Raw genomic sequence first — 13,281 nt, forward strand, 5'->3', positions numbered from 1 at the left:
GAAGCTGCCGTCAAACCTGATTTTTAGCAAAATCAAGATTTAGCCTCATCCAGACTCGGTTGGCGCGCGCTCCCTTAAGCCATTCCATGTCCAATGATTACGCTGGTTGTAACACAACCGATCAGCTTCAAGCCATTCTCTGCCATTCATCTCATCGATGTAAGCTTCCTTGGTATACTTTGTGGAATTACTCATGAGATCTGCCTCCTTTCCTTCTGGGATGCTTAAACTGATAGAGCTGTATAGCTCTTCGCTCTAAGCGTCTATCCTACGATACCTGTACGCTCCACACTTTCCACGAAATATCGTTGCACAAACAAATAAATAATAATTAACGGTAAGATCGCAAGCAGAATACCTGTATCCTGAATCATGCTCAGATAGAACGGATCGGCCTGAGAGGCTGCACCGTCTGTAACCTGTTGAGCGAGATTGTACGGCAACGACGATAGCTGTGTTGACATGACTTTACTCGAAGTCAGATACGTTGTTGTGTAGAAGCTGTCGTTCCATTGCCATACGAAGGAAAACAGCATGACGGTGACCATGGATGGAATGGCATTCGGCAACATGATACGAGTGAATGTGCGACTGATCCCTGCGCCGTCCACGTATGCCGCCTCCTCTACTTCTTTCGGGATGCCTCTGAAGAACTGGCGGAATATAAAGATATACAAACCCGCCTTTAGTGAATTTGCGGTAACGGCTGTCAGAATAAACGGCCAGTACGTATTGAGCAAGTTTACCGGTTTTCCGGAAAACAGCGTCATCAGCCCCATCAGATCAAAGCTTTTAAGGTTCAGATACACCGGAATGAGAATCGTAGTTGGCGGCACAAGAATCGTCAGAATGACTCCGGCAAACAACCAGTTGCTTCCCTTGAATTTCAGTCTGGCGAATCCATAACCTGCAAGTGCGCATGAAGCTGTAGTTAGCAGTGTTGTTGTTGCGGACAGCGCAAACGTGTTGAACAGCGTAGCCCAATAATCCATGACACGAATCGCCTGCTTGAAATTGTCAATCGAGAAGTTCTGAGGAATCCATACCACGACTGCCGAATAGAGATCCCCTTTGGCCTTGATTGAGGTAGAAATTTTTTGAAATATCGGAAACAGAATAACAAATGAAAGTCCGGTAATCAGAACAAATCGGATAACAGACCATAACCAGCTCTTCCATTGCTCAAGCGATAATAATCGTGATGTCGTCACGCGGAATGCCCTCCTTTCTAATCTTGATAGAAGACTCGTTTAGAGAAAATGATGGATACAATCACTAGAATAATAGCAATCGCTACGAAATATACCCATGCCATAGCGGAGCTAAGACCAAAGTCAAATTTGACGAATCCCGTATCACGGATCAATTTGGTCATCGCATTATTCGCAAAGGAGTCAATGATCGTATAGATCGCGTTAACAAAAATAAGCGGGCTGACCATCGGAAACGTGATTTTCCAGAATGCCTCGTATCCTGTCGCCCCTTCCATCTTGGACGCTTCATACAGCTGTGGAGAGATGGTCTGAATACCGGCCAGGAAGATCAGTATTTGTACACCCGATTGACTGACAATCTGGTAGATTCGATCCACTGATCCGCTTAAATACGTAACGATCCATTCACTTACGCCCGCATCGAGCATCAGACCTTCCAGTTCCAATGTGCCAAAAGAACTGCCGCCTGCGCTGTTCTGGTTCACAGCTTCAATCAAACTTGTGCTTTCTAGCGACATAATGACGCCGGATGCCAGAATGACGGGTAGGAAAAATATGGATCTCGCTATGGCACGACCTCTGAATTTTTGATTCAAAATTACGGCCAGGAACAAGCTGAAAATGACAATAAGCGGTACATTAACAAGTACGTCTGTAATTGACTCAATCAGTGCCCGGTTAAAACTGGTATTGACGGTAAGTGCCTGAATATAATTTGCAAAACCCGTAAATTGAATTGCAATTCCCTCTGCATTGGCTTGAATCGCGCTCATGCTGTATCGCAGAGACGCGAGCAACGGAACGAAGAAAAACAAAAGAAATCCGATGAGCCACGGAAGTACGTAGATGACACCCCACATGGCTTTCTGTTGAGCATACGTACGACTTCCCCATTTGAGTTTCAGGAGTGTCTTCAGAGCTGCTCACCACCAGTCACATAGCTTAGGGCTTCTACGGTATGATTCTCCACTTCAACAGGAGAGTCATTGTAATTGACRATCACATATCCTCCGCCTTCATAGGTTGTTCGAAATACACCTTCACTCAGAGCTTCATGAGCAATCATTGGACGTCCAGTAAACGACTGGTTCACTTGGCTAACTTCGTTATAGATGTCTGCTGCCAGATCAATCCACTGCTCGTAATTCGCAGCATAGAGTTGGTTGTAATCCGTTTCTTTCACCACATGGCCCGGGGCATTAAACCAGGCAAAATAAGGGCTGGCTCCATATTCAATCAGCTTCAGCACATACTGCCTTGCATCGGTATACGTGGACAGATTATACGGTGAACCGGTATACGGAATACTGCCATGAACGACCAACTGGAAAAACGGAACTTCCTCATCTTCCAGTTTGAAGCGGCTGCTGCTCATCGGCGCATCCGTAAGCCCTGTAACGTAAGGCAGCGCATATGCGTTCCCGCCTTCAGCCACGATGGAGCCTGCTTGTAGCTTAATCTGATCTAAAGCTTTTCGAACCGCTTCCAGTGCCTGCGTACGATCTAGCAATTTTTTTGGATTCATATCGCTGTTTAACTGCTCTGCCATATCCTTCAGGGAAATGCCTCCCGCCTCAAGCGGTTTCATGTCCTTGAGCATATCTGTTGTTACATCGTCAATCTCATTCGGTGAGAGCACGTAGGAAGCAGATACATCCTTCGCCCGTCGCTCCAAAGCCAGATCCATTGGATACAAGATCGCCGGTTCCTGTGTTAAGGACCGGGAAGCCTCATTCGATGGACTGAATCCTTTCTTCGATTGCACGTTAAGCACAGCAACATCCGGATAAAATCCAATTCCCGCTTCACTCGTAAAAGCACTGAACTCTTTCATTCCTTTTTTTCCTCCGATTACTCCATCCACCTTAATGGAATCAGGCAATCGGTGATGCAGTCCGCCATTGAACCATCCGGCATAACGTACCTGAATATTCGACACGTTTTTCTCCATCAACTTCGAAAGAATCGCTTTACCCTCATCAAATGTCGTCAGAGCCTCCGTGGAATTATACGGTATGCCGAGCATATGTTGTCTCGTTGTCATCCCACCAAACAGTTTGAGATAAAACGGAAAAGTAGATTGCTCCTCAGACGTTTTCAGTTCGGGAAGTCCTTCAGTTTGTACCAGGTACTCCCGGTACAGTGAGGCGAGACCCGAATACGAAGCCTGATCCGCACCTACAAAAGCGTAACGAACCACGAAGTCAGAAGATGTTGGTTTATTCTGGAACTTCGGCAATGTACGAACCATGTCACTGGACTGAAGTGTAATATCACTTTTGTTCACGACATAAAAACTGGGATATACGTTATTGTAGCTGTTCAGTTTACCGCTGATATCCGCATTCACGACCGCCACCGCATCCCCTTCTTCGATGATTCCCAGGAAAGCGCCTTCCGGACGAATCACGCCAAAGACAGGCAATCTCGCTTTGCTTTCGCTCGAACTGGCTTCACGCAGATTCATCGTTAAGTCCGGGCCGTAAATTTCCTGCTGGTAGGAAGGGTACTGTAGTTTGCCGTTGTTAAAATGAATCAGCGCTCCCGAACCGTCTGGAACAAAAATTGATCCATCCTCTTTGGATCCTCCAGCTCCGAAATACTCCAGCACAGACAGGGTGTTGATGGGATACTCTTCTGGAAAATGAATGCCTGAAGCGGGCACTCGCACCTTCAACTGCTCTCCGTCCAGTTCATACTCCATCGTGAGCATGAACAGACGTGGACCGCTTCGTTCCTGCTCAATTCCATGCTCGGCATGATCTTTGGCAAGGTCTTCTTCTGTGTATCCAGCGTCTTCAAAAGCTTTCAATGCACGGGTAAGTTGCAGACCTTGCATAGCCTTGTCAATCCGATTGTATACGCCTTCATCTTTATCTTCCGCATATCCGACTTTCAAGGCCCGTTCGCCGGATTTATCGAGCTTAGCCAGCACATATTGTTCAAAACGTTCCTTGCTGATCTTCACTGGCAGATCTTCAATAGATCTCTCCGTGTTGCCAAATTGATRGTGAACTCGTACCCCGTTCGGTAATGCTTCATAACTCACTTGTTTATGCCGAACACTGTCCGTGAATGAATTCACCATGCTGCTCTGGCCTGAACTGTTGAAAAAGCTCAGTCTGGATTGGGAGGAAAGAAGATCCTTGTTGATCCCAGCGGCAATGCTATCCTTCTCGCGTTCTTCCGGATTACTGCGCCAGATTTGTCCGCTCTTGCTATGGATTACAGCAATTTCGGCAGTCTCCTCGTTGATTAGCAGCTGCAAAGCGTTGTTTCGGGCGACGCCGATCATGCCGGGAATGCGTGTATCGCTAAAAGCAGATTTCAGTTTTTCTCCGGGAGGCAGGGAAGGAATCTCCACTTGACTAACATCTGCTGCCATCTCGCGAGCCGCCGTAGATGGCGAGAACTGACAACCGCTTAGAAGTAAGCTACTCACCAGCAGTATTCCGGTTATTTTTTTGGCTGCGGCATATTTCATTGTGATTTCCTCCTTCCTAGCCCCGAAGTACTAATTCCTGATAGATAGTGTAGACAAAAGAGACGATCTGCTGCACAAGGCTGAAGAACAACAAACATAGAAATGCCATAAATGCCATAGCTACAAGCGTGAGCAGCATCGTTAGAATCGTTTTGGCTGGGGTGTACTGATGCACGGTCATGTTCCCCACAAACAGCAGGTACACGGTCCAGCAAACCGCAATCGCGTTAGAAAAGTAATAAAATGCCGTTTCCTGTGCGGAAATAGCCAGACTTAGCCAGATCCAAGGGAAATGCACCAAAAACATCGGAACGAGGGCAAAACACGTCGACATGAAAATTTCAGAGAACTTGCCCTCGCCATCCATCAATGTGGTTAACGACCAGTTGGCCACACACCAGAACAACACCGGAATAACAACGTACACCATCTCAAGCAAGCTGTTCAGATACTTGGGATTGTTAAAATTAATCAGAAAGCCACTGTACTGGGCTTGCAAAATTTTAGTAAATATCAACAACACCATAATCATCAAAGAGATTAGCAGTGTCGTTTTTTGATTCCGCTCATATTTCAATTCCCAATAGCCGTCAAAGGGATGAAAAATGAGATGCAACGGGTACTGGTACAATTGTTTACTTGATGCCTGCATTCGTTGCCCTCCTTTTCTGTCTGCGAACGATGATGACGGTGACGAACGCAGCTACAGCCAAGAATATGCCGGACATCACCCATGAAAAATGCTCACGCATCAGTTCTTTTCGGTAGAGAAGAAAAGCTTTGGAATATCCTTTTCGCTCCATACTCTGTTTGAAGTATTGCGCAGACTCGGCATACTCTTTCTGACGAAGCAAAGCTTTGCCAATGCCGGCATAAGCATACTCCAGATTCGCATTCATCTCGGCAGCCTTCGCAAACAGTTCCGAAGACTGATCTTCTTCTCCGTTATAATAACTGCGTACAGCATCATGTAGTGTGCGACCATACTCTGTCGTTTGGAACACGGTAATCTCACCAAGCGCTTTGTCCAGTACAAGCATCCGGTCTCCTGCTCGCTCCAGCGCGACAGGTGTATTAAACATGCCCATCCGGTTCCCGATGCCGCCAAAAATATGGAGCAGATAACCGTCTCCATTGTAGGTGAAGATGCGCCCCCTGCTGGAATCCAGGACAGAATACATATCGCTGTCACCTACATCGACATCAATCAGCCGAGATGGTCCAGTTTCCGTGGTATACCACAGATCACCTTGAGGTGCTGAGTATCCTTCTCTCCGCAAAATGTCTGTTCCCTGAGCATTCAACTTCTTGATTGGATCTTTGCCGCGATCACCACTTGTTGCATAGATAAAACCTTCTTTGTCCATATCCAGATTGGTGAATTCGGTTGGAGTGAACATGACCATCTGACTGCGTTGCTCCCGAGTAGCGAATCGTTTCCAGAGATATTCAACCGGATCAACCTGAACCCGATTCGCACCAATGAAAGAGGAAAACTCGCCATCTGCGCTGAATTCCATGAATCCGTCAAACACACCTGCAGCCATTACGTAAATTCGCTCCCCCTGATCCATCACAACCCGAATGGGTTTGAATTGAAAGTCCTCATTTAACAAGTCCGACTTCGGTTCAGATACAATCTTCACAAGCTGTCCCTTGTTATCCAAATGCACAACCCGCTGATTATCCGAATCAGCAATCAATAAATCCCCTTTTTCCGTTACAAACAACCCTTGGGGATTTTTAAAATGATCTTCTTTGCCGTCGTTTTTGAACGACTCAATGGTGCGCACAAGCTTAAAATTACGATCCATCTCAACAATTCGTCCATTCCCTGAATCAAGCACGTAGACACGCTCATCTGCGGTAACATGCATATCACTCGGTTCCTTAAAAGGCGTTATATTCAGCTTCTTACCTGTAATAATCGTCGTGGCTTCGTAAGCTGCAGGAGCTGGAACGGTATCTCCGTAATAGGAGTAATGGTAGGCATCTGGCTCACCGTCTGCGCTTGCAGGCAGTGCTACTGAACTGAACAGCAGGAGGCAGACCATGCCCATGATAACCCATTTCCGTTGTTTCCATGTGTTTTTTCCCGTGCTATGCTGCACTTTGCTGCCTCCTTTCTATTCTTTCATGCCCGAAGTAGCCATCGTCTGCATAACACTGCTCTGCGAGATAACAAACAGCGTGATCGGTACGATCATGAGCAGTAGCGCTACCGCAGCACCAACCCCTGCTCTAGCAATCCCGCCTTGTACGATCTGACTGAGCGCATAATGCAGCGTTTTGAGATTTTCACTGTAGATGAAACTGCCACCGTCTGTTCCCCATAGCGCAGGGAATTGCAAAATCATAAGTGTGAGCCATGCTGGCTTTACATTAGGCATCACAATGCTCCAAAAAATCCGATATTCATTCGCGCCATCAATCTTCGCTGCTTCAAGCAATGCATCCGGAATCTGTTCCATGAACTGTTTCATCAGGAACAGTCCGAGTGAGAACGCCAGTGAAGGCACTATGATGGAAGCGTGTGTGTTGATCCAACCAAGCCAGGACATCACCATGTAGTTCGGAATGGCAGTGACATGCGGCGAGAACATCAGTGAAAGAATGACAATGGTAAATAAAATTTTGGAACCCGGAAAACGATATTTTGCCAAAGGGTAAGCCGCTGCAGAAGCAAGAAGAATGTGCCCAGCCGTGCCTACCAGTGTAATAAGAAGTGTATTGGCAATATATCGAGACAAGGGTACCCAGGAATTGCCCATCAGATTAATCAAATCTGCGAAATTTTCGGTCGTCGGATTGTTCACCCAGAAGCGCGGCGGGAAGATAAACAGTTCATCCAGCGGCTTAAAGGCATTGTTGACCGCATATATCAGCGGAAGCACCATAAATGATCCGAACACAGCCAGTAGCGCAAACAACATGAAACTGACGGTAAATGACCGGTTGAGTCTCTTCGGCATGCCGAAGATCGCACGTACTTTGCTGGTCATCGTCATTCACCTATCTTTCTCAGCATTTTTTGCGTGAAGATGTTCGTTCCAAGCATCAGTGCAAACAGAACGGTCGCGATCGCTGAAGCGTATCCCATCTCAAAGCGAATCGTACCAAAGTCCATTAAATGGGTGACTACCGTATGCGCTGCATAGTTGACACTTGGGAAACCAGCCAGCGCAATCGAAATTTCGGCTACTGCGAACGAGGCTGTAATCTGCATGACTGCGCCAAACATCAACTGAGGTCTCATGGATGGCAGCGTAATGTACCAGAGCTCCTGCCAGCGGTTTTTGATACCGTCCACCGTTCCAGCTTCCACGAGCGAGCGGTCAATTGTCTGCAACCCTGCGATAAAAGCCAAGAAGCTGGTTCCTAGACTAAGCCATAGCTGCACCAATATAACGATGCCCAGTACATACTTCTCGTTAGAAAGCCACTGAATTGGCTCCAGAATCACGCCAAGGCGCATGAGGAAACCATTCATATAACCGTAGCTGTCGCCAGAGAAAATGATCAGCCAGATGAAAAATACATTACCTGAGATAGATGGTGCATAGAAAACCAAGGTCATAACTGCCCGGACTTTAGGAGACAGCTCATTGATGATCCAAGCAAACAAAAAACAGGCAATATAACTGACTGGACCCGTGATCACTGCAAACAGCAACGTGTTTTTGAGTGCAATTAGAAATACGTCGTCGTTCAGGAACAACCGGGAATAGTTTTGCCAACCGACAAAACGTGGAAATTCCAGCATATTAAAGTGAAAAAAGCTAAGACCGAGCGATATGCCGACCGGAATAACCGTAAACATGAAAAAGATCAGCATAAATGGTGCCATTAATACGTAATAATGCCTGCTGAGATACAGTTTCCTTTTCAATAAGGACCACCAGCCGACCTGGCGTGCATGCATAACAGGAGCGGCGGCTGTCTTGGATGTTTTAGCTTGCAACCGTTACCCTCCCTTTCCTTTATTTCAGATTAAATTCCTTACGTTTCAGTTCAATCTCATCGTCAATATAAAGTACATAGTCTGATAAAGCTTCACGAGGATTTTCATTCGCGTTAACTACTTTGCGGAAGGCATTATCCAAGTGTCGGCCTGTAAAATAACCCCCCGGCATCTGCGGGATTCCTTGTACCCACTCCCATTGTTTCTCCAGGTTCTGGTAATCCTTCACGGGCCAAGGTAATTGTTCTAAAGCTTCAATATTCGCTGTAGGATAACGAGCAGCCGCTCCCATCAGACCTTCCATTTCTCGTCCATACTCAATTTGTGTTGACTCATCCGTCCACCACTTCATGAATTTCCATGCCGCTTCTTTGTTGCTGGCATTTTCGAGCATCATGACCGCACTACTCGCGCTAGCTACCTCATGCCTTATAGAACCATCCGGAAGCTGTGTGCCAGGCACAATCGTGAAGTCCCACAGGTTACGGATCTCCGGTGCTAATACCGTCAGCATGTTATAGGTCGTGTAGTCGGCAATACCGATCGGCATTTCACCTGTACGGAAACGGTTCGGAAAATCGGCTTTCAGTGGGAATTTGTAATTCGTATAAAATTGCGTCCAGCGTTTGAATGCTTCCATCGAAATTTCCGAATCGAGTGCACTCTTTTTCCCGTCTTCGGTGTAGAAATTCCCGTCATTTTGATACAACAGCATCGCAAAGGTTGCGTTAGGAACCATGTTGGCATTGTTCAGCGTATCTTCAATCGGTAGATAGAACTCCATATTGTGCTTCTGCAATACAGCGATCGCATTATACACGTCCTGCCAAGTTTTTGGAGGCTCCAGACCCAGCTCATTCAATATATCCTTGCGGTAAAAAAGCATTGGGAAATGCTGCTGCTCCGGTAGTGCGTACACTCCACTGTCATACTCATAAGGTGTTATTCCGCTTGCCCGGAATCTGCTGGCCACCTCTTTGAAATCAGGGAACTTGCTCAGATCCGCTGCCGCATTTCTCATCGCATAGTTCACAGGAATATCTTCACCCATCTGCATCGCTACATCAGGGCCTTCTCCGGCCAGCGTTGCGGGCAACAAAATATTCGGCGGCACAAGCCGTAATTGTACAGACACATCGGTATCCGGTGTAAACGTGTCGTCAATCATGCCCTTAAGCACTTGAGCCTGATCCCGTCCGGTGGTGATCCATACGGTGATTGAGTCCTTCTTTTTCTCTACGTTACCGATGCTGTCATAGTCTTCCGTGTAGGAAGCAACATAAGCGCCAAGTTCGTGCTTCACCTGTTGGAACGCAGACGCTTCGGCCTTTGGCATTTCTTGTCCTTGAGGAGCGACAACTAGATAATCCATCGTAATCGGTTGCTCACGTACGGTTAGAATCCACGTGCCCAGACCGCCGACGTTAATTTTGAACGTATCCAACCGTTTCGGAACGGTTTCCGGCCTTGCCGCCATATCCTTGAGCTGTACAACCATGGCATTCAGAATAGCTACTTTATCACTCTGTTCTCCGGTTGCTTTTTCGAGATACTCAGCGACAGATGTGAGTACCACARCTTGTTTTTCAAAAACCTCTGTCATCTCTGGAATACGCTTCTCCAACTGATAATCCCGAAGTGGATCAGGTTTGTTGGAAGTAATCATCAAAATTTTGCGGTACATCTCATTTAATTCAAGTACACTTGATTCTACGGTTCGGAGTAACGGGGCAATATCACCGAGCGTGACGGTCATCCGTAAGCGGTGTTTTCCTTTTTCCAGATGGAACTGATAGGGTTCTTCTCCCCCATTTCCAAGCACTTGTGTCTGCCAGGAAGGACTATAATTGAAGCGAATTCGCTTCATTTCTTCAAACGGAACTTTGCCGTTAATGGTAAGACTGCGTGTGGCATAAATGCCCCGAAGCTGATCCTGCTTCACTTTTAACGCAATTAAGTACAGTCCATCCTCAGGTACATCAATCTCCCATTCAACCCATTCCCCTGGAAGTTTCCAGTTCACCCCGCCAATCGCATTGATCCGAATTTTGGATACGTCGTAGGGTTCAAGTGATGGACTGGATCGATCCGAGATGGGCGCAAGTGTAGGTGAAGATTTGGTGATCGCTTCTTCGCCTTGCACTTTCAGCATGGTGGGACTGGCTGCCTTTAAACCTAACGAATCATACGTCTTCTGGATTTCGGCATACGTAGGAACAGCCTCTTCCTGATACAGTTCGATGTAATCAATCGCCATACTCTCTCTAAGAGAAGTCAAAGCTAATTGTTGGTTGCCTTTTTCAAAATAAAACTGGAATGGTTCCTCAAAATATCCGCCACTGTCTCGAAACGAAGCGAGCTGCCATTCCGGCTTCTCCACCTGTCTTGGTCTGAGATCGTTGCCTCGATCATCTTGACGGACGTGATCTTCGCGATTGCCCCATACCCTGTCGAACAGAAGTACTTCTGCTTCCCGAAAAGGCACTTCCCCGTTCAGCTCCAGCTTGCGCTCGATTCCCGAGCTTTTGCCTTCGACAGGATAATAGTGAATGCGAACCTGATATAAACCACTCACTTGAACGGGAACATCCCAGCGTATGGTTCCGGATTCGGGTGTAATGACAGCACTGCCATCCAGCCCTTCATATCCTTGCACCACCTTAAACTCTCCGTTATCCGCCTCCGTATAAGCTTCACCTTGAATCCTTACGGTAGTGTCCGGTCTGGCAGTGCTCGCATACGTTTCCTGATAATGTTCATAACTTCGTGAATCCCTGGTACCCGCTACAGCTTCAAAATCCTCAAGTGCATGGACTGTCCCGGGGCTGTGATTCTTGGATGGATAGATCACGATGATCGAGAACACCAAAGCCAGAACAAGTGCCAGAATCAGTACCTTTTTCTTACGTGACCGCATGTTTGCATGTATCCCCTTTCCTGTAAGCGTATCAGCAAAAGAACGATTGACTAACCCGGGCAGACCGCACTTCTTACTCGCGCGTTCTGCCCGTATTTAGCAGTGCTTATTTGTATACCTCATCAATTGCGGCCTGGAAAGGAGCCTTGTATTTCTCAATCAACGTAGATACGGATACGCCTTCTTTCAGTTCTCCGTCAAAATCCCAATAAGGAAGGGACGGGAACGTATTGTGGTCAAGAACAAGCATGCCAGATGCCACTTCTCTAGCGTTGTTAATATCTGCTTCATCGGTCAGATGTCTTTCGAGCGTGGATTGTTCCGGATAATCATAAATGGAATCAATCTCATTGATTTTTTCCCAGATATACATCAGTTGCTCTGGATTTTCTACCGCTTTAGGGATGGTGATCGCTTGATAACGAGATTCACCAGAGTGGTATGCAGAAGCGCTTGGTCCTTTTGGATACGGCAGGAAGCCGATATCATAGTCAGGCATATCTGTTTTAATACCTTCAATCTCGTACATTGCTCCAGAATACATGAGTGTATTTCCTTGACGGAAGAAAGTAGCTGGTTCAGTCCAGTCACCGCCTTCTGTTGGTCTGCCCACTTTCTCTGTAGCCAGTTTATTCAAGAAATTAAGTGCTTCTTTTGTTTTTGGATCTTCAAGGTTTTGTTTATCTTCTTTGGTTAGTGAGGCTTCATTGGAATACAGGATTGGTTCAAGCAAACCCGTTTGAGCGAGGCCCCACGTATCCAGCTTGCCATCATTATTCCGGTCTTTGTTGGCTTGCTTGGCTACAGCCAGGAAATTATCCCAATTCCATTCGTCCGCATCAACATATTCTTGCAGCGGCTTCAGGCCTAGCTCTTGCATCAGAGTACGGTTGTAGAAAATACCGTTGATGAAGGAAGACTTATCTTCCGTAAATCCGTAACCTTTACCTTCATATTGCATATATTCCTTGGTTGTTTTTTGATTGAATACCTTGTCGTTCTTGATATAATCATCCACCGGCCACAACAGATCCTGTTTGGTCAGTGCTGGAATTGCATAGTTTTTACCGAGTCTAACAAAGTCGCCGAGCGGCTCGCCAGCCATTAAGGAGGCTACAACTTTCTCCTGATATTCACCAAAATCAATGGATACATATTCGATATTGAAATTATGTTTTTTCTTCAAAGCTTCGAGGTTCTCGAGTCGTTTGATATTGTCTGGATTGTTATCTGTAATTTGCATATCCCACCACGCCACAACCTTGATCGTTCTACCACCCATGTCAAAATCCATCTCAGGTGTAGAATTTTCATTTTTCGGCTCTGTTTCGGCTGGTGCTTGCTCCTCTTGTGGTGCCGGTTTTTCGGGTGCCGGCTCAGCAGCAGGTGCAGAACTACAAGCATTGATCATCAACATGACCGCAAACAAAAGACTCAGTAGCATAAACTTGTTTTTCTTCATTGTCTTCCCCCCTGATTGTCGTGTGCTACCAAAGTGTAGCTCTCAAATGTAAGCGCAAACAACCTGCTAAAATGCAGGTGTTTACCCGGGCAGATTATAGGTCGGGTTCATTTGAGGAGTAATTTAGAGTATTTGACCTGTAATTGGTAAAGAAATGCACTCTCTGCAAAATAATGCACATTGTATGCGCTTTCTTTCCTTCCCATAATGAAACTAAGCCTTATTTCAGTTGAACAGTGGATC

At 46.4% G+C, this 13,281-nt stretch carries 10 protein-coding genes; all 10 read right to left on the reverse strand.

Annotation, left to right across the window (positions count from 1 at the left end; genetic code table 11):
* Positions 1 to 45: 45 nt before the first annotated feature.
* The 10 genes from AB4Z30_RS03260 to AB4Z30_RS03305 all read right to left on the reverse strand — a co-directional run bounded on the left by AB4Z30_RS03260 (position 46) and on the right by AB4Z30_RS03305 (position 13,038).
* Positions 46 to 195 (reverse strand): hypothetical protein, encoded by a 150-nt coding sequence (locus AB4Z30_RS03260; RefSeq protein ID WP_441923256.1) that lies wholly within the window; start codon positions 193 to 195, stop codon positions 46 to 48.
* A 68-nt stretch (positions 196 to 263) separates the two neighbouring features.
* The gene (locus AB4Z30_RS03265; protein WP_434751176.1) at positions 264 to 1,211 is read right to left on the reverse strand and encodes a carbohydrate ABC transporter permease; all 948 of its coding nucleotides are present in this window, start codon (positions 1,209 to 1,211) and stop codon (positions 264 to 266) included.
* Positions 1,212 to 1,228: 17 nt separating this feature from the next.
* Positions 1,229 to 2,074, reverse strand: coding sequence for a carbohydrate ABC transporter permease (locus AB4Z30_RS03270; protein WP_441923258.1), 846 nt, complete (start codon positions 2,072 to 2,074; stop codon positions 1,229 to 1,231).
* A 53-nt stretch (positions 2,075 to 2,127) separates the two neighbouring features.
* Entirely contained in the window at positions 2,128 to 4,698 is a 2,571-nt protein-coding gene (locus AB4Z30_RS03275; protein ID WP_441923260.1) for a DUF5696 domain-containing protein, read from the reverse strand.
* Between the two features lie 16 nt (positions 4,699 to 4,714).
* Complete coding sequence (locus AB4Z30_RS03280) at positions 4,715 to 5,350, reverse strand: YIP1 family protein (protein ID WP_441923262.1); 636 nt, start codon at positions 5,348 to 5,350, stop codon at positions 4,715 to 4,717.
* A complete protein-coding gene (locus tag AB4Z30_RS03285; RefSeq protein ID WP_441924179.1) occupies positions 5,334 to 6,758 on the reverse strand; it encodes a hypothetical protein in 1,425 nt (474 codons plus the stop codon). Before AB4Z30_RS03285 ends, AB4Z30_RS03280 begins: the two co-directional genes overlap by 17 nt.
* A gap of 66 nt (positions 6,759 to 6,824) precedes the next feature.
* Positions 6,825 to 7,706 carry a carbohydrate ABC transporter permease gene (locus AB4Z30_RS03290; protein WP_397351719.1) on the reverse strand — a complete coding sequence of 294 codons (882 nt, stop codon included), beginning with the start codon at positions 7,704 to 7,706 and terminating at the stop codon, positions 6,825 to 6,827.
* A complete protein-coding gene (locus AB4Z30_RS03295; protein ID WP_441924181.1) occupies positions 7,703 to 8,620 on the reverse strand; it encodes a carbohydrate ABC transporter permease in 918 nt (305 codons plus the stop codon). Before AB4Z30_RS03295 ends, AB4Z30_RS03290 begins: the two co-directional genes overlap by 4 nt.
* A 58-nt stretch (positions 8,621 to 8,678) precedes the next feature.
* Positions 8,679 to 11,576: an extracellular solute-binding protein gene (locus tag AB4Z30_RS03300; protein ID WP_441923264.1), complete on the reverse strand. Its 2,898-nt coding sequence runs from the start codon at positions 11,574 to 11,576 to the stop codon at positions 8,679 to 8,681.
* Positions 11,577 to 11,682: 106 nt separating this feature from the next.
* Positions 11,683 to 13,038, reverse strand: coding sequence for an extracellular solute-binding protein (locus AB4Z30_RS03305; RefSeq protein WP_441923266.1), 1,356 nt, complete (start codon positions 13,036 to 13,038; stop codon positions 11,683 to 11,685).
* Positions 13,039 to 13,281 lie beyond the last annotated feature (243 nt).

The sequence above is a fragment of the Paenibacillus sp. 2TAF8 genome (assembly GCF_052114825.1).
In the GTDB taxonomy this organism is placed as follows: domain Bacteria; phylum Bacillota; class Bacilli; order Paenibacillales; family Paenibacillaceae; genus Paenibacillus.

Bases quoted from the DNA above. Each gene is read 5' to 3' on its own strand.
- AB4Z30_RS03260 (WP_441923256.1), bottom strand. From the start codon at position 195: ATGAGTAATTCCACAAAGTATACCAAGGAAGCTTACATCGATGAGATG.
- AB4Z30_RS03270 (WP_441923258.1), bottom strand. From the start codon at position 2,074: ATGTGGGGTGTCATCTACGTACTTCCGTGGCTCATCGGATTTCTTTTG.
- AB4Z30_RS03280 (WP_441923262.1), bottom strand. From the start codon at position 5,350: ATGCAGGCATCAAGTAAACAATTGTACCAGTACCCGTTGCATCTCATT.
- AB4Z30_RS03285 (WP_441924179.1), bottom strand. From the start codon at position 6,758: ATGGGCATGGTCTGCCTCCTGCTGTTCAGTTCAGTAGCACTGCCTGCA.
- AB4Z30_RS03290 (WP_397351719.1), bottom strand. From the start codon at position 7,706: ATGACGATGACCAGCAAAGTACGTGCGATCTTCGGCATGCCGAAGAGA.
- AB4Z30_RS03295 (WP_441924181.1), bottom strand. From the start codon at position 8,620: ATGCATGCACGCCAGGTCGGCTGGTGGTCCTTATTGAAAAGGAAACTG.
- AB4Z30_RS03305 (WP_441923266.1), bottom strand. From the start codon at position 13,038: ATGAAGAAAAACAAGTTTATGCTACTGAGTCTTTTGTTTGCGGTCATG.